This is a genomic window from Niveispirillum lacus, from assembly GCF_002251795.1.
Lineage (GTDB): Bacteria > Pseudomonadota > Alphaproteobacteria > Azospirillales > Azospirillaceae > Niveispirillum > Niveispirillum lacus.
Window position 1 is genome coordinate 69,976 of record NZ_NOXU01000018.1, and the last position, 20,255, is coordinate 90,230.

A 20,255-nucleotide genomic window follows, 5' to 3' on the forward strand; every position below is an offset into this window, starting at 1 on the left:
GACCGCTGCCGTCCGGGACCGATTGCCCGTGTGAAGCCAAACCGTACCATTCCAAGTCACCTGAGAAGGATCAGCGCCATGGCGAAAAATCGAAAATCGGCTTCGGCCTTCCTGGCCCCATTCGTCGCGGCCATTGCGCTGGCGGTCGCCGGCCCGGTTGCGGCGGCCGATTTCCTGTTCGTCAATGGCAAGATCTACACACCCGACGGCTGGCGCACGACGATGGAGGTCAAGGACGGCCATATCGCGCGCATCGGCGGTGACGCAGAGGCCAAGCAGTGGCAGGCGGGTGCCGGCCAGGTGGTCGACCTGAGCGGCAAGACCATCCTGCCCGGCCTTTACGACATGCATGTGCATCCCGTGCTGCAGGCCAAGGGGGAGGAAGGCCGCTGTCGCGTGCCGCAGGATGCGGACGCCGCAAAGCTGCTGGCCCTAGTTGCCGACTGCGTGAAGGCGGCCAAGCCCGGCGAGTGGGTGACGGGTGGGCAATGGCAGGCCTCCCTGATGCAGGGCACGCCGATCACGGCGGAAACGCTGGATCGGATTTCGCCCGCCAACCCTCTGATGCTGTTCGATGTCAGCGGCCACAGCGTCTGGGCCAACTCCCAGGCCCTGAAGATCGCCGGCATCACAGACAGCACCGCCAATCCCGAAGGCGGCATCATCGAACGTGACGCGAAGGGCAAGCCGACCGGCATTCTGCGCGAAACGGCGGGCCGGCTGGTGACGGCCAAGATCCCGCCGCAGACCAAGGAACAGACGGCGGCCAACCTGCGCCACCATCTGGACATGCTGTCCGGCTTCGGTGTCGTCGGCTATATCGAGGCCATGGCCTATCGCGACGATCTGGAGGTCTATGCGACCCTGGCCGATCAGGGCATCCTGAAGCAGCGGGTGCAGGCCTGCATCGCCTTCTCCGAAGCGGGCCGGGCGAATGCCGCCTTTGATGAAACACTGGCAGCGCGCGGCCAATATACCCGCGCCACCTTCAACGCCAATTGCGTCAAGGTTTTCGCCGACGGCGTTCCCACGGAAAGCCATACGGCGGCCATGCTGCACCCCTATCATGCCGGTCAGCCCAACGCCCCGGCCACGGGCCTGCTGCTGTTCGATCCCGCGCAGATGGCCAAGCTGGTCACCGACTGGGACAAGCAGGGCGTCACCGTCATGTTCCATGCCGCCGGCGACCGGTCGGTGCGCGAAGGATTGGACGCCATCGAGGCGGCGCGCAAGGCCAACGGCATGAGGGGGCCGATCCACCAGATCGGGCATTCCACCTTCATCGACGCGGCGGACATGCCGCGCTTCAAGAAGCTGAAGACCGCAGCCGAATTCTCCCCCTATCTCTGGGACCCGCAGCCCATCAATGACGACATCACCTCGGCCGTCGGCTCCCCGCGCATCGACCGCGTCTGGCCCATCAAGGAGGCCTTTGCCGCCGATGCGCTGGTGATCGCCGGGTCGGATTGGGCAGTCGTGCCCAGCCCCAATCCCTGGATCGGCATTGAAACGGCCGTCACCCGCCGCAATCCCGGCGGCAGCGAGCGCAGCTTCGGCCTGGGCGAGGCCATCACCCTGAAGCAGGCGATTGAGATGTTCTCCATCAACGCCGCCAAGCGCATGGGGATCGAGGCGCAGGCTGGTTCCCTGACGGCCGGAAAATGGGCAGATTTCCTGGTGCTGGACAACAGTCCCTTTGACATGCCGGTGACCCAGATCCACACGATCCAGCCTGTTGAGACCTGGATCGCGGGTGCCAAGGTCTTCGCCCGGGCGGATGCGCCCGCCGCGGCAAAGTAAGCGAGGCAAGCCACCATGTCGCAAACGGCCCTTTATCAGAATGAACGCTGCTTCTGGCACTCCACCGGCGTCCAGGCGCTTTATATCCCGCTGGATACCTGGGTGCAGCCGCCGACGGGTTCGTACGGCGCCGACACGCCGGACAGCAAGCGCCGGCTGCTGAACCTGGCCCAGGCATCCGGACTGGTTGATGCGCTGGCTCTGCCCAAGGCACCGCCGGCCAGCCGGGAAGACCTGCTGCGCATCCACCCCGCCGACTATCTGGACCGGTTCAAGGCGGCCAGCGATGCTGGCGGCGGCGATCTGGGCCAGCTGGCCCCCTTCTCCAAGGGCGGGTATGAGATTGCCTGCATCTCCGCCGGGCTGGGTATTGAAGCGGTGGATGCCGTCGTCACTGGCCGGTTCAAAAATGCCTATGCACTGTGCCGGCCGGCGGGGCACCATTGCCTGCCCGATATGCCTATGGGTTTCTGTCTCCTGTGCAACATTCCCATTGCCATCGAGGCGGCGCGGGCGAGGCACGGTGTCGGGCGGATCGCAGTGCTGGATTGGGACGTCCATCATGGCAACGGCACCCAGCATGTCTATTATGATTGTGGCGACACTCTGACCATCTCCATTCATCAGGACCGCTGCTTCCCGCCAGGCTACAGTGGGGCCGAAGATCGCGGAGCCGCAAATGGCTTGGGCGCCAATATCAATATTCCGCTGCCAGCTGGGTCCGGACACAACACCTATCTGCGTGCGATGCAGACCATCGTTATTCCGGCCGTGACCGCATTCAAACCGGAGCTGATCATTGTCGCCAGCGGACTGGACGCAAATGCTGTCGATCCCCTGGCACGCATGCTGCTGTACAGCGACAGCTATCGCGAGATCACGAAGTTGATCATGGGCGTCGCGGACTGCTTGTGCGGCGGTCGGCTAGTCGTGATCCACGAGGGTGGCTACTCCGAAGCCTATGTCCCCTTCTGCGGCCATGCGGTGCTTGAGACGCTGGCAGGCGTCCGCACGTCGGTGGCTGACCCCGAGCTGGAAATGTTTACGCGTTGGCAGCCGGCGCAGCAAATACAGTCCTTCCAAGACCAATGGGTCGATACTCTAGCCAAGGAACTTCTGACATGAACGTGAAAGCCTTTATTGTGACCGCTAGCCTGTTGATCTGTCCGATGACCTCCTGCCTGGCAGCGGAGATTCAGGCCGCGCCTGATGCCGGTTGGCGCGAGAAGGTCCGGCACTTCGCGGAAGCCAATTTCAAGCATCCTGCGTGGGGCTACAGCCATTCCGTCCGGGATTATGATCTGGCTCGACAACTGGCGGCGACAGATGGAGTCAAGCTGGATGATGATGTCCTGTTTGCAGCTGCCATGCTGCATGACATGGCTGCCTTCCCTGGCTATGCAGCCAAAGATGTGGATCATGCAGACGGGGCTGCGGAGCTTGTCGGGAACGTCCTGAAGGACACTGGCTTCCCCATGGGCAAATTGCAAGCCGTGCAGTCGGCCATCCGCACGCACATGTTCTTCCGGGACCCGGTCGGTCCGGAGGCGCTTTACCTGCATGATGCCGACGCGCTGGAATGGCTGGGAGCGATCGGTATTGCGCGGCTGACCGCGACGGTCGACTTGACTGGAACCATCATCGGCGGCTCGCCCGACGGCCCGACCGTGGTCAAGGGTCTGCAGGCCAATCTGCAGGCCGTGCCGCAGCGGGTATTATCGAAGGCGGGCCAGGCGTTGGTGCCAGAGCGCAGCGCCTTCCTTAAGCGCTATCTCGAACTTCTGGGGGGACAGACCGATGATTTCAAGAAGCTTTAAGTCCCTTATGGTCGCCGCCCTGACCGTGGCGGCCGCCTGCCTGCCCGTCTGCGCCGCATACCCCGACCTGACCGTGACGGTGCATAAAGGCGGCTTTGCAACGGTGAATTCTTACATCATCTCCAATGGCAAGACGCTGACGGTCATCGATGTGCAGCGCAAGGGCTATGAAGCGCAGAAGCTGGCAGATCTGGTCCGGTCGATGGGCCTGCCGCTGACCCAAGTCTTCATCACCCATGGTCATACCGACCATTTCACTGGCATGCATGTCTTTCGCGACCTGTTCCCTAAGGCCCGTATTCTGGTGGCGGATGAGGCCATCCGCCGCGACGTCAAGGAATATGCGATCTATATGGACCAGGGCGGGGCGACGGAGGCGGAAACGCCACTGGAGCGACCGCTGCGTCCGAAGTCAGCATCTTTCCCGGAAGGGTTCGATTACGAGAACAGTATCGGCTTGCTGAAAGGGCCGGTGCTGAATTTCGATGGCGGCGGAGCCTGCGATGTCATGTCAACCTACCCCGCCACCGAAGCGCCGCACATGTCGACGCTTTACTGCAAGTCGATCAATGCCCTGTTCCTGGCCGACCTTGGTTATAACAAGGTGCATCCCTGGATGGGCGACGACATCACCATTGAACGGGTTGTCGCCTGGAAAAAGGAGCTAGTGCGTCTCCGTCGGGAATATGGTCAGTTGAACCCTACCATCTATCCCGGCCATGGTGATCCCGGCACCATCGCCATGGTGGATGAGCTGATCAGTTATTTCGACAATTATCTGCGCATCGTCGCTAATGCCGAGAACAGAACAGACGCCATGATGCAGATCACTAGGCTTTATCCTGATTACAAGGAAGCCGACTTCTTCCTAAAGTATAGCCTGATTAACCATATCGGGGAATAGCCGCTGTTATAACCTGCATCATTCACCGGAGTGACGGGCGTGCTTCAGCCCTTTTATCGGAGGTTGAATTCGGATTCTGGCACCGAAACGCACCGATTAGGGGAGCCACACCCGTCATACTTGAAACTACGCTTTCTCTGCCGAGCCTGTCAGCTGTTTCCGCCAAACTGATCGAGGCCTGGTTTGGTGGCGGCAGAGAAACGTTTCGGCGTGAGGAACGGCATAATGCGTCTTGCATGTGGATCGGCTCAGAAACGTGCCCCCAGGGCAAGCTCTCGCTATGTATCTGAGATAGACCGGAGAATGGTAGTTGAACCAGTGTCACGGTCGGCGCCGATCGTGACACTGCCTATTCCGGCAATTTCTTCGTCGCGACAAGCACTTGCGATTGTTTTGGGTGGGGCACTGCCCCGAGCCGATTGACACCCAACAGCGGCACCAGGTTGGCAGCGGCCTCCGGTTCACCGTCCATCGATGTGATCGGGGCAATCAGGGGCGCTGGTGGGCGTTACAATTTGATAGCTTTCAATTGGTTGACGTCCGCTCTCCCTTTGCTGAGCTGCATACAAAAATGTCTAAACCCCACGGATCGTCACTTTCTTCGCCCGGAAATGATTTGAGTCATCGCGCCGAGGATGGAGTTGGCGACAAATGATGAACCAGCCGAGTCATCTCACCCAGGCAAGGTTCGAGAGGAGCGACGGGAATGCCGACCATCGACTCAGACATTGCCACGTTCCCCGACCTGCCATGCCCTGAAATCACAGGCGTGGTTGCCAGTGCGACTACTGATGCGCTGATGGTCACCGGTCCGGACGACCGTATCCTGTTCGTCAATCCTGCCTTTTCCCGGATCACCGGTTTTTCCTGCGCGGAACTTTTTGGGCAGGAGCCGTTCATGTGGAAAACCGACCGTTCACCGCCCGATTTTTATCACCAAATGTGGCAGATACTCCGGGACAAAGGGTTCTGGGAAGGCGACCTTTGGAACCAGAACAAGACAGGTCAGGCGTTCAGCGAATGGACCCGTATCCACCGCCTGCGGTCCACATCGTCGGATGAGGCCTTTCACGTCACCCTGTTTTCGGACGTGTCGCAGCGTCGCCGTTCACGGCCACGCCAGGTCAAAAGCCAGCTTACCGATGGTTTGACCGGCCTGCCGAACCGCTACCGTTTTGTGACCGACCTTCGATCCGCCCTTGGTCGTGCCGGCGTGCCGTCGGTTACCGTCATTGTCATGAACATTGACCAGTTCCGCCGCGTCAATGAACAGGCGGGACATGAAGGCGGCGACCGACTGTTGAACCGTATTGCCTGCGCTCTGCGGTAGCGGCTGCGTGCAACCGATGTGCTGGCGCGGCTGGCCGGTGATGAATTTGCTGTCCTGCTGGCCAACCCGATCGAGAATGAGGATGCGCTGTGCCTGGTCCACGACCTGCAGGAGGTCATTGCCGAGGCCGGAAAGGATGCCGCGCTGAACGATCCGTTGACGACGTCGGCTGGTATTGTCACCCACACCGGCGCGTGTGCCGACCCCTGTGAGGAGTCGGAGTTGATGCTGCGCAACGCCATTGCCGCCGTCGATGATGCGCGCCGCGCCGGGCACCATCGGGTCGCCATCCATACAGAGGAAAGTGCGGCCCGTCGGCTGGCCCGGCAGACGCAGGAACGCGCCCTGCGCAAGGCGATTGAGAGCAACGCGCTGGCCCTGCATTTTCAGCCCAAGGTCGATCTGCGCACAGGCGCTGTGATCGGCGCAGAGGCACTGGTGCGCTGGCACCTGGAAGGCACCGGCGACATCCCGCCCGCCCAGTTCATCCCCCTGGCCGAGGAATGCGGTCTGATCCAACGTATAGGGGAGATTACTCTTGAAAAGGCCTTTGCGGCCCTGACCGCCTGGATGGCGACGGGCCGGCCGCCGGTGCCGGTGTCGATCAATGTGTCGGCCGTGCAGTTGGACGGGCGTCTTCTGGCGGCGAAGCTGCGCGACCTGCTGCGCAGCAATATGGTGCCGCCGGAACTGATCGAAATAGAGGTGACGGAGACGGCGTTTGCGCATGACATGGAAGGTGCCATTGCCGAACTTCAGGCCGTGCGGGCCATGGGGGTTCGGATTGCGCTGGATGATTTCGGCACAGGCTACGCCACCTTATCGCTGCTGCAACGGCTTCCAGTCGACACGCTGAAGATCGACCGGTCCTTTGTCTCGGAAATGATAGATACCCGTTCATCGGAAGAGATCGTCCGGATGGTGATCGCGCTGGCCCGCGCGCTGGGCAAGGACCTGGTGGCTGAAGGCGTGGAGACCGTCGAACAGTCACGCCGCCTCGTCGAACTCGGCTGCGAGGCGGGACAGGGGTGGCTCTATGCCAGGGCCATGCCCTTTGACGTGCTGATGGCGTTCATCGAAAAAAGCCACAGTACCGAACCAGGCCGAGTGCAATCGAACATGCCCCTAGCCCTGCGGAGGGTTGCCCCATGACACCGGTCGAACGGTTACGCGCGCTTACATCGCTTCTGGTTCTGGCACTTCTTGCCCTTCAGGTTCCCACCATCACGGTGTTGCCGGTGCTGATGTCCGGCACCTCCTCGCTGGCAGCGCCAGCGGTGGCCCTGCTCTGCCTTGGTGCAGCACTGGCGGCATGGCGGTTTGCACCGACACAGACCTCACGGCTTGTGATGGCGGTCAGCCTGCCTGTGGCGGCGTCAATGTCGGTTGTCGCCGTCGCCGGCCATCCCTGGCAGACCGCGATGGTGACCTATGTCCATGTGCTGACCGCATTGTTGGTTGGTTTCAGCGATTGGCGCTGTGTGGGCGTCGCCGTGGCGACGACGGTTCTGCTGACCCTGGCGGCCTTCCTGGCGGAGGTGCCGGGGGTCGGTGGCGGCGACGTTCTGCAGGTATTGGCAGAGATGTGGCTGACGATTTTCGGCGGCGCCCTCCTTGGGTGGCTGGCCCTGTCCATGGCGCGGGCCTTTGATAATGCCGCCGCGGCCCTGTCGGACACCGAATCCGCCCATGCGTCGCTGACCACCATGATGAATGAGCGTGAAGAGGCGGAAAGGCGCGCCAAGCAGGAACGTGGACGGCTGTTAACCGCGGTGGCTGAAGAGTTGGAGGCCAAGGTCGGCGGTCTTGCCGATGAGGTCGCCAGCGAAGCCGCGGTGGCGGCCACGGATGCAGAAAGCCTTCATACCCTGGTCGCGAAAGGCTCTCAGGCTTCTGAAGTCATGGCCGATGACGGCCGGAAGGCGTTGACGGGTGCCGAGGCGGTGGCCGAAGCCAGCCAGCAATTGTCTGGTGCCATTGCAGAGGTCAGCGGACAAACCGCCCATTGTTCCGCGCTCGCCCGCGGGGCCGCCGATATCGCGCGCACCACGCAATCGGCGGTGCTGGAGCTGCGCCAGGCAGCCGACAGTATCCAGGACGTGGTTTCCGCCATCACGGAGATCGCGGAGACCATTAATCTGCTGGCCCTTAACGCCTCAATCGAAGCCGCCAGGGCCGGGGAGGCCGGCAAGGGCTTTGCCGTTGTCGCCTCTGAGGTCAAGCACCTGGCCGGGCAGACGGCAAAGGCGACCGCCCAGGTGGGCGAACGTATTGCCGCCATCCGCCACGGGGCCGGTTCTGCCGCCGAAGCGGTGACCAGTATCCTGGAGGCGGTGTTCAAGGTTGATGCGGCCAGTGCCGCCATCGTGGCTGCGGTGGAGGAACAGGACGCCGCGACCCGGAAGATCGCCAGTGGTGCCGCCGAAGCGGCCATGATCGCGCAGTCTACGGCGGTCGGCGGTACCAACATGGTAGCCAACTGGGCTGATGCCAGCCACCGTGCGGACAGCGTGACAGAGCTTGCCGGCCGGGTTGCGGAACGGACCGACCGCCTGCGCAATGCTTTGACGCATCTGCTGGATCGTATTCGGACCGAGGCGGTTTAACTTAAGATTGTTCAGAATGGACACTTCAAGATTGAGTGCTATCTCAGCGCGATCTTTTGCTTAGGATCCGGGGCTTTGAATGAATTTTGATGACACTTTGGCTAATGCAAGGAAGTTCGGCGCAGCCGCAGCCGCAAGCCTGTCGAGGTACGGAATCGCGCCCACGCCTGCCGCCTACGGTGTCTGGTACACCTATCACGCCGGGCATCTCCCGGACCTGGTCAGTGCACTCACTCGCATAATTGCAGCCGGCACCGGCCCGACAGACCTGGACTGCCAGAGTCTGTATGAGCGGTTTCTGTCGGGCAGTGTAGAGGCGAAAATTGTGGAGGATACCAGCACCGCCTTGCAGGAGGCTCTCGACATTGCCGTGTCGGCCCTGCGCGATGCCAGTGAAGACGCCACAGACTATGGCGATATCCTCAACAAAACGGCTGTGGCGTTGAAGTCATCGTCGCTGTCGTCGGTTCCGCTGCACGATATCATTTCCGCCCTGGCCCGCCGCACGGCGAAGACCGTGAACCATAATCTGCAACTGCAAGGCCGGCTTCAGGACTCGGCCAGCGAGCTTCAGACCATGCGGTCTACCCTGGCGACCGTGCATCGTGAGGCCAATACCGATGGGCTGACAGGCGTCGCTAATCGTCGTAGGTTCGATACGGTGCTGCGAAATGAGATTGCACGCGCGGGTGCTGACAATCAGCCCTTCTCGCTCATCATCGCGGATGTCGATCATTTCAAGAAATTCAACGACACGCACGGACACACAGTCGGTGATCAGGTACTAAGGTCTGCTGCCGGTCTTTTGAGTTCGATGGTGCGCGAAGGCGATACGGTCGCCCGGTATGGTGGTGAGGAGTTCGCCATCATCCTTCCCGGTATCAGCATCGATCAGGCCGCTGCCACAGCTGAGCGGCTGCGGGCCTCTGTTGCAAGTCGTAAGATCATACAGCGGGGCTCAGGTACCCCCGTCGGCTCCGTAACTATGTCGTTCGGGATTGCTGAATACTGGAGCGCTGAAACAGCGAATTCCCTTATTGAGCGAGCGGATCGTGCTCTCTACTCGGCCAAAGCGGGTGGTCGCAACATGGTGTGTGTAGGATATATTGATGAGGAAGTGCTGTAGATGCCATGTGTCGCTGGCTGGAAAAAACTCCCCAGAAGTGGCACATCAAAAGAGGTGATCCCGCCAACTCTAGAAACCACTATACAGAGTGAGGGTGAACCATTTCAAATTTGCCCTTTACACCTCCGTCGTGGCCTTCGCTGGTGACGGCCCAAGAGGGGCTGCAAAGCGGGAGACGCTGCGCAGATAAACGAGCTCAATCTCGGCACCAAGCCGCCGTACACTCGTTGCGTTGATCAGACGCTGACGCAACGGACCTACCGTCGGGACGAAAGTCGATATTCATGGCTGGCTACTCTGGCTGGCCGGAACCTCAACGTTCAGTTCTTCGGCAAAACCCGGTAATCCACAGTAAGCGGTGTTTTCAGGCCACGGCAGTTTCGGCCTGCTGGGCATATCTCCAGGGCAACAGCTCATCGAGCCTCGTGATCGGATGCCCGCTGGCGAGTTTGGTCAGGACATCGGCGAACCAGGCCTGCGGATCGACACCGCTGAGCTTGCAGGTTTCCACCAGCGACGCGCTGGTCGCCCAGTGCTCGCCGCCACCGTCGCTGCCGGCGAACAGAGCATTCTTGTGCGTGAGGGCGAGCGGGCGGGTGCTGCGCTCCACGCTGTTGCTGTCGATCTCCACCCGGCCGTCGTCGAGGAACAGCGTCAGCCCTTCCCAGCGGCTGAGCGCGTAGCGGATCGCCTCGGCCAATGTCGATTTGCGCGACACGGTCGCCAGTTGCTTTTCCAGCCACGTCTTCAGTTCCGCAATCAGCGGCGTCGAGCGGGCCTGGCGCTCCCGGCGGCGCGCTTCGGAGTCATGGCCGCGGATCTCGGCCTCCACTGCGTACAACTGGGCGATGCGCCGCAAGGCTTCGCTGGCGATCGGCGCCGAGCCGCCGGTCTGGAGATCATTGAAGCCGCGGCGGACGTGCGCCCAGCAGAAGGCGAGGCGCACGGCTCTGCCCTCGGCCAGCTTGCGATAGCCGGCATAGCCGTCGACCTGGAGCACGCCGGTGAACCCCTGCAGATGCGCCACCGGCCGTTCCGCCTTGCGATCAGGAGCATAGACGTAGGTCACCGCCGGCGGCTCCGGTCCGTTCCAGGGGCGATCGTCGCGCGCGTAGGCCCAGAGCTGGCCGGTCTTCGTACTGCCCCGTCCGGGGTCGAGCACCGGCGCCGTCGTCTCGTCAGCAAACAGCTTGCCCGACGCCTTCAGGCTGGCCATCAACCGCTCATGCAGGGGCCGCAGGTACCACGCCGCCCGTCCGACCCAGTCGGCCAGGGTGGAGCGGTCGAGATCGACACCCTGGCGCGCGTAGATCTGGGCTTGGCGGTAGAGCGGCAGGTGATCGGCGTACTTGGACACCAGCACGTGGGCGATCAGCGCCTCGGTGGGGATGCCGGCGTCCACGATGCGCGCCGGCGCCGCGGCCTGCACGACGCCCTCCTCGCACTGGCGGCAGGCGTATTTCGGCCGGCGGGTCACCAGCACCCGGAAGCGGGCCGGGACGAGGTCGAGACGCTGCGAGACATTCTCGCCGATGGGATGCAGCGTGCCGCCGCAACACGGGCAGGTCTTGTCGGCGACATCGATGAGGATCTCCTCGCGCGGCAGATCGGCCGGCAGGTTCCCGCGGTTCACCCGACGCCGTGGCGGCGAAGGGGCCGGCTTGGCCGCCACGGTGCCGGTGGGCTCGGCCTCCTTGGCGGCCAGCGTCTGCTCCAGGTCCTCCAAGGCCAAGGCCAGCTGGTCCGGATCAAGGCGCTCGGCCCGGCGGCCGAAGCGATGGCGCTGCAATTCCCGGATGATCTGGCGCAACCGGGCGATCTCCTCCTCGGCCGAGGAGCGGGCCGCCCCCAGCTCCGCGGCATGCCGAAGCCGTTCGGCCAGCAGCAGGGCACGCAGTTCGTCAGGATCGCTGGGAAGGGTTTCAGGCGCGGTCGTCACGTCCACCAGTATAGCGGCGGCTTACGCAGTCCTCGCCTCCGAAGCGGTGGCCGAGTCGCTGTGTCGCAGCTCAGCTGGCGGACGTCGGCCGAGGCACCCGCACGCCCCGCACCCGGGTCCAGTCCAGACCCTCGACGAGCGCCGAGAGCTGAGCCGGGGTCAGCCGGATCACGCCGTCGCGGATCGCTGGCCAGCGGAACTGGCCGGCCTCCAATCTCTTCGCGATGAGAACCAATCCGGTGCCGTCCCAGTGCAGGAGTTTCACCCGGTCGGAGCGCTTGGAGCGGAAGACGTAGACGACCCCGCTGAAGGGATCCGCCCTCAGTTGCTGCTGCACCAGGGCGGCCAAACCATCCATGCCCTTGCGGAAATCGACCGGCTTGGCGGCGACAAGAACCCGCACCGCGCCCTCGATACCGATCACCGCGACGCCCTCACCGCGCGCAGCACCGCCTTGACGGTGGCGCTGTCCATGCCGGCCGGCACGCGCACCACCGCATCGCCGATCTGCACTTCGATGGCCGGGAGTTCCTTCGCTGCGGCTGGCGGCGGCGTGGTGTCCAGCACCACCGGCGCAAACACCAACCCCTCTTCCTGGAAGCGGTTGGCGGCACGCGCTTCCCGGCGCCAGCCGAACACCTGCTGGGGCCGCAATCCGTGACGCCGGGCCACTTCGGAGACCACGGCCCCGGGCACCGCCGCCTCCGCCAGGATCCGTTCCTTCGCCTCCGGCGACCAGGTCCGGCGGCCCACATCGCCGGTGATCACCTCCATCCGGCGCACCCGCACGGCCTCAGAGGCAAGCGTAAGGTCGAGCGTAGACACAAACCGTTCTCCCGATCATGCGATCCGGGAGATTCGCTCCGCCTTGATCCCGCCGAAAGGTGGGACCAGAACACCGCTTACAATCCACACGCTCAAGCCAACGGATGAAGCAACAACCCATCAACAAGTACGTGTCCCACGCAGCGGATTCGTTCTTTGGCCTGAAATCCGACGGAGAGCTTGTCACCGCTGATGCGCGTGCTGAAAATGTTTAATTAAATCATAGTAGTAAGCTTGTTGTAATGTCGGTCGATGCGAGCCCCCGCATCCATACAAAACCCCAGCAAGATCAACATCCTGCTGGGGTTTTTGCTGCCGGCAAATAGCGCCCCAAAACCAGCCCAACGCCATTTACCTATCCCCTCAGCCCAGCCCACGCCGTACGCCTACGGTGAAGGCCGCCTTGTAGGGTTTGGCGCATGTGCTGATGTTTGTGTGGCGCGTCATCGCGCGGACGCAAACGAGTAGCAAACGTCATGTCTTATCAGCGTGTGGAGTTTCTGACGGGGACGGAGCGTCGCCGGTTCTATAGCCGGGACGAGAAGGTCCGGCTTGTGGAAGAGGCTTTCCGTCCGGGCGTTATGGTTGCGGCGGCGGCACGGCGGCTGGGTGTGCATGAAAGCCTGCTGTACCGTTGGCGGCGGGAGCTTTCGGTTCCGGTGGAGGCGGGGGGAGAGGATACAACAGGCTTTCTGCCCGTGACTGTGGCGCTGGATGATGGCCCGGCACCGTCAGTTCTGGCACCGCCCATTTGCACCGAGCCGGCGGTTGCTGGGGATCCGCCGGTACCGGCGGTGCCCGCGGTACTGGAGGTCACGCTGCCTGGCGGGACGTTCGTGCGGATGCAGGGCGATGTTGATCCGGCATTGGCGGTCAGCGTGCTGAAGGCCTTGGCGGTTCCTGGGCGGTGCTCATGATCCCGGTTGCGTTGGATGTGCGGGTGTGGCTGGCGGGCGGGGTCACCGACATGCGCTGTGGGATGAATTCGCTGGCGCTGAAGGTGCAACAGGGGCTGGGCCGGGACCCGCACGCCGGTGATCTTTACGTATTCCGGGGCCGCAGCGGCGCGCTGTTGAAATGCCTGTGGCATGACGGGGTGGGCATGTCTTTGAATGTCAAGCGGCTGGAACGGGGGCGGTTCATCTGGCCGGCTCCCAGTGGCGGCTGTGTTGCGATATCCGGTCCGCAATTCGCGTATTTGTTGCACGGGATAGACTGGCGAAATCCCCAACATACGGCGCGGCCCGGGAAATGCGTGGGCTCCACTTGAAAAAGTCGAGGATTTCTGCGGGCTTCCTGGTATAATTGGCCCTATGGATGCCCCGCCCGATGACCTCATTGCTCTGCGTGCAGCGCTGGCCCAAGCACAGGCCAAGGCCCTGGCTGCGGAGCAACTGGCCGCTGCCGCGCAGGCGAAGCTGGCGGCCGTGGAGACGGATACCCAGGCCCAGATCGCCGCCCTGAAACTGTTGATCGAGAAGCTCCAGCGGGAACTCTATGGTCAACGGTCGGAACGCAAGGCGCGGCTGCTCGACCAGTTGGAGCTGGAACTGGAGGAGCTGGAGGCCAGCGCCAGTGAGGATGAGCTGGCCGCTGAACAGGCGGCGGCCCAGACCACCAGCGTGACGGCCTTTGCCCGCAAACGCCCCTCGCGCCAGCCGTTCCCGGACCATCTGCCGCGCGAACGCGTGGTGATCCCGGCCCCCACCACTTGCCCCTGCTGTGGATCCTCCCGCCTGTCCAGGCTGGGGGAGACGGTGACCGAGAGCGCCGAGCGCGTTCCCGCGTCCCACAAGATCATCCAGACCGTGCGGGAAAAGGTGAGCTGCCGTGATTGCGAGCGGATCAGCCAGGCCCCGGCCCCATTTCATGTCACGCCCCGGGGATGGGCGGGGCCGAACCTGCTGGCCAGCATTCTGGTCGACAAGTTCGCCCACCACCTGCCGCTGAACCGGCAATGCGAACGCTTTGCCCGTGAGAGGCTGCACGTCAGCCTGTCGACGGCGGCCGATCAGGTGGGCCACGCCTGTGCCACCTTGAAGCCGCTGCATACGCTGCTGGAACGCCACGTTCTGACGGCCGACCGCCTGCATGGCGACGACACCACGGTGCCGGTACTGGCCAAGGGCAAGACCGATATTGCCCGGCTGTGGGTTTATCTCCGCGATGACCGGCCCTTTGCCGGCCCGGCCCCGCCGGCGGCCTTGTTCTACTATTCCAGAGATCGCAGCGGCATCCATCCCGAACAGCACCTGGCCGGCTACACCGGCTTGCTCCAGGCCGATGCCTATGCGGGCTATGATCGACTGTACGATCCCGCCCGCAAACCGGCACCGGTGACGGATGCCCTGTGCTGGGCCCATGCAAGACGCAAGTTCTTTGAACTGGCCGACATCGCCACCAAGGCCCGCCGCGGTGCCAAGGCACCGGAAATCTCGCCCGTCGCCCTGGAGGCCGTGAAGCGCATCGACGGGCTGTTCGACCTGGAGCGCACGATCAACGGCCTGCCGACCCACGAACGCCTGGCGGTCCGGCAGGACAAGGCCGAGCCGCTGGTCGATGAACTGGAAAGCTGGATGCGCCAGCAGCGCGCCGCAATGTCCCGGCATGCCACCGTGGCCAAGGCGCTGGACTATATGCTGACCCGCTGGGAACGGTTCGCCCGGTTCCTGACGGATGGCCGTCTCTGCCTGACCAACAATGCCGCCGAAAGAGCGTTGCGCGGTGTAGCTTTGGGGCGCCGCGCATGGATGTTCGCCGGCAGCGACCGCGGCGGCCAACGCGCCGCGTTCATGTACAGCTTGATGGTCTCCGCCAAGCTCAACGACATCGACCCCCAAGCCTGGCTGGCCGATGTCCTGGCCCGCATCAACGATCTGCCCCAAACCCGCCTCCACGAGCTGCTCCCTTGGGAATGGAAACAGCGGCGGGAAGCCCAGAAGGCAACCGCTGCATGAGATCAACTATGCATAGCCATCGCCGAAGCACCCGCGGCACCCACCGGATGCGTACCACCAACTTGATGGAAGATTTGCATGAACGGTCTCCTCTCTCAATGAGAAATGCGTACCCCACGATGTTCCTCGTGGGGTGAGGCCATCCACATCATCAAAATACGCCGACGCCTTGCGCAGAATCTCGTTCGCCTGGCGCAGTTCACGGTTCTCCCGCTCCAGCGCCTTCATCCGCTCGGCCATCTCCATCGGGATGCCGGCACGCTGGCCGCTGTCCACCTCGGTCTTCTTGACCCAATCGTTCAGGGTCGGCGCGGGACAGCCGATCTTGGCCGCGATCGACAGGATCGCCTGCTAACGCGAGCCATGCTGGCCCTCATTGTCCAAAACCAGCCGTACCGCGCGTTCGCGCACTTCATGGGGAAACTTGTTCGTCGTCTTGCTCATGATGCTCCATCCTACTCAAGAGTTGGAGCCTCCGGCAAACCCGGCGCTCTTCACCTTGATCAGGACCTGATACGCCAAGGAAACGCGGCCTAAGCCAAATTTCTCAGCAGAGGAAGTGGTCGGGACTGGGGATCAGCTTTATCCAGTCACTCCGACCCGTCCACGCCACTGTGGGCACTCAAGTTCCCAGTGTAAAACAGGCGAATGATCTCAGTTTACCGTGGTTTCTGAACATGCTCCGGTTCAAAGGGCGCTGTGTCAGCTTTCTCAAACTGCAACAGCAGGGAGATCAGGCTGGGTAGCAGGGTCAGGGTCAGGAAGGTCGCGGCTGTCAGACCGCCAATGATCGCATAGGCCATCGGACCCCAGAAAACCTGATGGGCGATGGGTATCATGCCAAGGATGGCGGCACAGGCCGTGAGCACGATGGGGCGTGCCCGATGCAGGGCGGCAGTGGCGATGGCGTCGCGTGCGGGCATGCCGCGGGCGACATTGCCATCCACCTCTTCGATCAGGATCACGGCATTGCGGATGATCATGCCGGCCAGGGCGATGACCCCCAACTGAGCCACGAAGCCCATCGGCGTGCCGGTTGGCAGCATGGCCGCGACAATCCCAATCAGGCCGAACGGTGCCATGGCCAGCGCCAGCCACAGGCGGGAGAAGCTGCGCAACTGCACCATCAGCAGCGCCATCATGACCATCAGCATGGCCGGCAAAGTGGCGATGATGGATGCGTTGCCCTTCTCCGACTCTTCAATCGTGCCGCCTTCGGCGATGGCATAGCCTTCCGGCAGGTTGGCCGCCAGTGCCTGTACCGCGGGTGCCAGTTGGGCGGAGACGGTGGCGGCCTGGATGCCCGGCGCGATATCGGTCTGTACCGTGATGATGGGCGTACGCTGCCGCCGCCAGATGACCGGCTGTTCCACACCAAAGCGCACCTGCGCAATCTGCCGCAACGGCACCTGCTGCCCGCCTTGTGTGGTGATTTGCAGGTTGGCAATCGTGGCCAGATCGTTGCGTTCGGCCGCTTCGGCGCGGGCGATCACCTGGATCAGGCGGTTACCATCACGCACAGCCGTGATCCCCGTACCGGAGAAGATGGCTGACAGCGTGCTTGCCACATCCTGCGATGACAGGCCGACGGCACGGGCCTGGGTCTGGTCGACCAGAACCTCTACCCGCTTCTGGGGTTCGCCGGCGGTCAGGTTGATGTCCCGCGTATGGGGGTTGGCGGCCAGCACATTGGCAAGTTGCTGGGCGTAGTCCTGTACCTTGGCGATATCCGGCCCCGTAACGCGGTATTTCAACGGCCAGCCGACCGGCGGGCCTAGTTCCAGCGGCGTCGCCCGGGAAACAAGGTCAGTGAAATCCTTGGCAAAGGCCGCTTCCAACCGGGCACGCACCCGGTCGCGTTCTTCCAGCCCCTTGGTCACGACAACGGTCTGGGTGATGTTGTCATTGGTCAGCAGTACATCCATCGGCAGATAGAAGCGGATGGCCCCCGACCCGACATAGGTGGAGAAACGCTCCACCTCGCTGTCATTCTTCAACAGGGCTTCCAGCCTTTCCGCCTGGCGCTGCGTAGCCTCCAACGAGGCATTCTGCGGCAGCGTCAGACTGACCAGCAGTTCCGGGCGGTCGGACGGGGGAAAGAACTGCTGTTCCAGCTTGCCAGCCCCCAGAAGCGACAAGGCGAACACGCCCACGGCAAAGGCAATCGTCTTGCCCCGATGGTTTAGCGACCAGTCCAGGACCCTGGTGTAGGCGCGCATGATGCGGCCTGCGCTGCCATGGCTGTGGGCCATGGTACGCGGGAGAACCCAGGTGCCGATCAGGGGCGAGAACAGGACAGCCACGATCCAGCTTGCCAGAAGCGAGATCAGCACGACCATGAACAGCGAGAAGCAATATTCACCAGCACTGGAGGCGGCAAAGCCCACGGGAATGAAGCCGGCAATCATGACCAGCGTGCCGGTCAGCATCGGGAAGGCCGTGCTGTCATATGCAAAGGTGGCAGCCCGCGGCAGGTCCCATCCTTCCTCCAGCTTTGAAACCATGGCCTCCACGGTGATCATCGCATCATCGACCAGAAGCCCCAGGGCGATGATCAGAGCGCCCAGCGAGATACGCTGCAGGCCGATGCCGGTCAGTTCCATGCCGATAAACGTCATGGCCAGGACGAACGGAATGGACAAGGTGACCACCAGACCGGCTCGCGTGCCCAGCGACAGGAACGATACGGCCAGCACGATGGCGATGGCCTCCACTAGAACCTTCACAAACCCATTGACCGCCTGCTTGACCACCACGGCCTGATCGGCAACCACTGTCACCTCAATGCCGTGGGGAAGTGTCTGGGCAATCTCTGTCATGCGCCCCTTGATGGTCTGGCCAAAGGCCAAAAGGTTACCGGTGGGCGCCATGGAGATGGCTAGACCCAGGGCCGGCTCTCCATTCACCCGGAACAGGGGAGCGGGCGGGTCGGCGGGAATGCGGGTGATGGTGGTGATATCGGCCAGTCGCACAAAGCGGTCATTGGCCCGCAATGTCACCTGTCGCAGGCTTTCCTCTGATGCGAAGGCACCGCTGACGCGCAGGGCAACCTTCTCGTCGGGCAGGCGGACGGTGCCCGCCGGTTCGACGGCATTCTGGGCGGCAAGCGCCTGCATCACGCTTTGTTCGTTCAGCCCCATGGCGGCCAGCCGCCGGGGTGAAAATTCCACAATGATCTGTTCTTCCTGCACCCCGATCAACTGCACCTTGCCGATATCCGGCGTGGACAGCAGGCGGGCGCGGACCGTATCGACGCGGTCGCGCAGTTCGCGCATGCTGAACCCATCGGCGGTAAAGCCGTAGATGATGCCGAACGTGTCCCCGAACTCATCGTTGAAGAAGGGACCCTGGACACCCGATGGCAGGGTCGGGGTCACATCCGCCACCTTCTTGCGCACCTGATACCAGATGTCTTCGACCCTGGCCGGCGGTGTGTCATCGCGCAGATTGATGAAAATCACGGCCTCGCCGGCACGACTGTAGCTGTCCAGCCGGTCCAGATGCGGCGTTTCCTCCAGCTTCTCCTCAAGCCGGTCGGTCAGAAGACTGGCCGTGTCCGTGGCCGACGCACCCGGCCAATAGGCCTGTACCACCATCGTCTTGATGGTAAAGGGCGGGTCTTCATTGCGGCCCAGGTTCAGGTAACTCCAGATGCCGCCCAGCAGCGTGGCCAGCATCAGGAAGATCACCAGGGGCTGCTCCTTCAGCGCCCAGGCCGACAGGTTGAAGCCTTTCCGGGGTGGGATCTGATCATGGCTGCTCATTTGGCGGCCCCTTCCAGCAGAACCTTCTGCCCCGGCCGAAGCTTGGCAACACCGGCCGTCACCACGATATCACCCTTGTCCAGGCCAGCGGCGAGATAGGCGGTATCGGCGGTGTAGCGGGCCACGGTCACCGGTTTGCGCACCAGCAGGCCCGTTGCCGGATTGACAACATAAACGGCGGGCTTGTCGCCATCGTTGGTGATCGACGAGGCGGGCACTGCGATGATCAGACCGGTAGGCAGGACGACGCGCCCCGTTACCGTGGCCCCAAAGGCCATGTCGGCCGGCGCACCGGGCAGGCTGACGCGCACACGGAAGGTGCGTGTCACCGGGTCGGCGGTGGGGCTGATCTCCCGCACAGACCCAACCACGCTGATGGCGGGATTGGCCGACAGGGACACCTTGACCTGAAGATCATGCGGTGCCCCCTGCACCAGCGTTTCTGCCACATTGAACACGGCTTCGCGCTCATTGGTCGATGCCAGGGTTGCCACCATCTGACCGGCGGCGACCACCTGTCCGGCATTGGCGCCAATGCTGGTGATGATGCCGTCGCTTTCGGCGGTCAGCTTCGTGTAGGCCAGCTTGTTGCGGGCATTGGATAAGGTGGCAGACGCTGCCTCACGCCGGGACCGGGCGCTCTGCCAATTGGCCTCCGCCTCATCCACCCGGGCCTTGGCGACGATATCCTTGGCGAACAGGGTCTGCTGCCGTTCCAACGCCACCTTGGCCAGGTCTTCGGCCGCGGCGGCACTGCGCATGTCGGCATCGGCGGCACGCAGTTCATTCTGCACGTCCCGGTCATCCAGTGTGGCGATGGCCTGCCCGGCCTTCACCCGCGCGCCGACATCAACAAGGCGGCTGGCGATGCGCCCATCAATGCGAAAACCGTGGGCGGTCTCATAGCGTGGCTGTATCTCACCGGTCTGAACCAGCTCCTCCCCGTCCGCGACAGGGGTCACGATGAGGGTGCGGACAGGCCGCGGCTTTTCAACAGGCGCCTCTTCTGGCGAACAACCGACAAGGGTTGTCAGAAGAAAGGCGCCAAGAATGGCGGTATGGCAGGCGCGCATCTCAATTCTCCAACGCGCTGGGAGTCAGGCCACGGATGGCGTTCTCAAGTGCTGCGGAAGCGAGGGTCCTGACTGTCCGTCGTCGAAACAACTGGGACATCGGGATGAATTTGT

At 63.0% G+C, this 20,255-nt stretch carries 16 protein-coding genes and 1 pseudogene; 11 read left to right on the forward strand and 6 right to left on the reverse strand.

All coding sequences use genetic code 11. The annotated features are described in order from the left end of the window. The first annotated feature begins 78 nt into the window (after positions 1–78). The 8 genes from CHU95_RS02595 to CHU95_RS02630 all read left to right on the forward strand — a co-directional run bounded on the left by CHU95_RS02595 (position 79) and on the right by CHU95_RS02630 (position 9,583). Positions 79–1,800, forward strand: coding sequence for an amidohydrolase (locus CHU95_RS02595; RefSeq protein ID WP_094453437.1), 1,722 nt, complete (start codon positions 79–81; stop codon positions 1,798–1,800). Positions 1,801–1,815: 15 nt separating this feature from the next. After that, the gene (locus CHU95_RS02600) at positions 1,816–2,925 is read left to right on the forward strand and encodes a class II histone deacetylase (protein WP_094453439.1); all 1,110 of its coding nucleotides are present in this window, start codon (positions 1,816–1,818) and stop codon (positions 2,923–2,925) included. Continuing rightward, positions 2,922–3,617, forward strand: coding sequence for an HD domain-containing protein (locus tag CHU95_RS02605; protein ID WP_165771968.1), 696 nt, complete (start codon positions 2,922–2,924; stop codon positions 3,615–3,617). Before CHU95_RS02600 ends, CHU95_RS02605 begins: the two co-directional genes overlap by 4 nt. 7 nt (positions 3,618–3,624) lie before the next feature. Continuing rightward, on the forward strand, positions 3,625–4,521 hold the full coding sequence (locus tag CHU95_RS02610) for an MBL fold metallo-hydrolase (RefSeq protein ID WP_158659903.1): 897 nt from the start codon (positions 3,625–3,627) through the stop codon (positions 4,519–4,521). Between the two features lie 706 nt (positions 4,522–5,227). After that, positions 5,228–5,851 (forward strand): PAS domain-containing protein, encoded by a 624-nt coding sequence (locus CHU95_RS02615; RefSeq protein WP_094453443.1) that lies wholly within the window; start codon positions 5,228–5,230, stop codon positions 5,849–5,851. Between the two features lie 18 nt (positions 5,852–5,869). After that, a complete protein-coding gene (locus tag CHU95_RS02620; protein ID WP_094453445.1) occupies positions 5,870–7,003 on the forward strand; it encodes a putative bifunctional diguanylate cyclase/phosphodiesterase in 1,134 nt (377 codons plus the stop codon). Further along, a complete protein-coding gene (locus tag CHU95_RS22800) occupies positions 7,000–8,457 on the forward strand; it encodes a methyl-accepting chemotaxis protein (protein WP_094453447.1) in 1,458 nt (485 codons plus the stop codon). Before CHU95_RS02620 ends, CHU95_RS22800 begins: the two co-directional genes overlap by 4 nt. 79 nt (positions 8,458–8,536) lie before the next feature. After that, on the forward strand, positions 8,537–9,583 hold the full coding sequence (locus CHU95_RS02630; RefSeq protein WP_094453449.1) for a GGDEF domain-containing protein: 1,047 nt from the start codon (positions 8,537–8,539) through the stop codon (positions 9,581–9,583). Between the two features lie 364 nt (positions 9,584–9,947). Here the strand turns inward: CHU95_RS02630 and tnpC (CHU95_RS02635) are convergent, their stop codons facing one another. The 3 genes from tnpC (CHU95_RS02635) to tnpA (CHU95_RS02645) form a co-directional block, all read right to left on the reverse strand. Continuing rightward, a complete protein-coding gene (gene tnpC, locus CHU95_RS02635) occupies positions 9,948–11,522 on the reverse strand; it encodes an IS66 family transposase (RefSeq protein ID WP_101749357.1) in 1,575 nt (524 codons plus the stop codon). 70 nt (positions 11,523–11,592) lie between these two features. Continuing rightward, the gene (gene tnpB / locus CHU95_RS02640; protein ID WP_094453453.1) at positions 11,593–11,946 is read right to left on the reverse strand and encodes an IS66 family insertion sequence element accessory protein TnpB; all 354 of its coding nucleotides are present in this window, start codon (positions 11,944–11,946) and stop codon (positions 11,593–11,595) included. After that, positions 11,943–12,347 (reverse strand): IS66-like element accessory protein TnpA, encoded by a 405-nt coding sequence (gene tnpA, locus CHU95_RS02645; protein ID WP_133065390.1) that lies wholly within the window; start codon positions 12,345–12,347, stop codon positions 11,943–11,945. Before tnpA (CHU95_RS02645) ends, tnpB (CHU95_RS02640) begins: the two co-directional genes overlap by 4 nt. Positions 12,348–12,823: 476 nt before the next feature. Here tnpA (CHU95_RS02645) and tnpA (CHU95_RS02650) point away from each other — a divergent pair, with 476 nt between their 5' ends. From tnpA (CHU95_RS02650) to tnpC (CHU95_RS02660), 3 genes are read left to right on the forward strand one after another with little or no spacing between them, the layout of a single operon-like run. Further along, the gene (gene tnpA / locus CHU95_RS02650) at positions 12,824–13,264 is read left to right on the forward strand and encodes an IS66-like element accessory protein TnpA (protein ID WP_094453457.1); all 441 of its coding nucleotides are present in this window, start codon (positions 12,824–12,826) and stop codon (positions 13,262–13,264) included. Further along, positions 13,261–13,617: an IS66 family insertion sequence element accessory protein TnpB gene (gene tnpB / locus CHU95_RS02655; protein ID WP_094453459.1), complete on the forward strand. Its 357-nt coding sequence runs from the start codon at positions 13,261–13,263 to the stop codon at positions 13,615–13,617. The genes tnpA (CHU95_RS02650) and tnpB (CHU95_RS02655) overlap by 4 nt, the downstream gene beginning before the upstream one ends. Before the next feature lie 43 nt (positions 13,618–13,660). After that, a complete protein-coding gene (gene tnpC / locus CHU95_RS02660; RefSeq protein WP_094453461.1) occupies positions 13,661–15,304 on the forward strand; it encodes an IS66 family transposase in 1,644 nt (547 codons plus the stop codon). A 153-nt stretch (positions 15,305–15,457) separates the two neighbouring features. Here tnpC (CHU95_RS02660) and CHU95_RS02665 read toward each other — a convergent pair. The 3 genes and pseudogenes from CHU95_RS02665 to CHU95_RS02675 form a co-directional block, all read right to left on the reverse strand. After that, positions 15,458–15,748: pseudogene (locus CHU95_RS02665) on the reverse strand (transposase); the annotation flags it as partial. Positions 15,749–15,963: 215 nt separating this feature from the next. After that, positions 15,964–19,068, reverse strand: coding sequence for an efflux RND transporter permease subunit (locus CHU95_RS02670; RefSeq protein WP_094453463.1), 3,105 nt, complete (start codon positions 19,066–19,068; stop codon positions 15,964–15,966). Beyond that, positions 19,065–20,141 (reverse strand): efflux RND transporter periplasmic adaptor subunit, encoded by a 1,077-nt coding sequence (locus CHU95_RS02675; RefSeq protein WP_094453465.1) that lies wholly within the window; start codon positions 20,139–20,141, stop codon positions 19,065–19,067. Before CHU95_RS02675 ends, CHU95_RS02670 begins: the two co-directional genes overlap by 4 nt. Between the last annotated feature and the right edge of the window lie 114 nt (positions 20,142–20,255).

Bases quoted from the DNA above. Each gene is read 5' to 3' on its own strand.
- CHU95_RS02600 (WP_094453439.1), top strand. From the start codon at position 1,816: ATGTCGCAAACGGCCCTTTATCAGAATGAACGCTGCTTCTGGCACTCC.
- tnpA (WP_094453457.1), top strand. From the start codon at position 12,824: ATGTCTTATCAGCGTGTGGAGTTTCTGACGGGGACGGAGCGTCGCCGG.
- CHU95_RS02670 (WP_094453463.1), bottom strand. From the start codon at position 19,068: ATGAGCAGCCATGATCAGATCCCACCCCGGAAAGGCTTCAACCTGTCG.
- tnpB (WP_094453459.1), top strand. From the start codon at position 13,261: ATGATCCCGGTTGCGTTGGATGTGCGGGTGTGGCTGGCGGGCGGGGTC.
- CHU95_RS02610 (WP_158659903.1), top strand. From the start codon at position 3,625: ATGGTCGCCGCCCTGACCGTGGCGGCCGCCTGCCTGCCCGTCTGCGCC.
- CHU95_RS02605 (WP_165771968.1), top strand. From the start codon at position 2,922: ATGAACGTGAAAGCCTTTATTGTGACCGCTAGCCTGTTGATCTGTCCG.
- CHU95_RS02630 (WP_094453449.1), top strand. From the start codon at position 8,537: ATGAATTTTGATGACACTTTGGCTAATGCAAGGAAGTTCGGCGCAGCC.
- CHU95_RS02675 (WP_094453465.1), bottom strand. From the start codon at position 20,141: ATGCGCGCCTGCCATACCGCCATTCTTGGCGCCTTTCTTCTGACAACC.
- CHU95_RS02615 (WP_094453443.1), top strand. From the start codon at position 5,228: ATGCCGACCATCGACTCAGACATTGCCACGTTCCCCGACCTGCCATGC.
- CHU95_RS02595 (WP_094453437.1), top strand. From the start codon at position 79: ATGGCGAAAAATCGAAAATCGGCTTCGGCCTTCCTGGCCCCATTCGTC.
- tnpC (WP_094453461.1), top strand. From the start codon at position 13,661: ATGGATGCCCCGCCCGATGACCTCATTGCTCTGCGTGCAGCGCTGGCC.
- CHU95_RS22800 (WP_094453447.1), top strand. From the start codon at position 7,000: ATGACACCGGTCGAACGGTTACGCGCGCTTACATCGCTTCTGGTTCTG.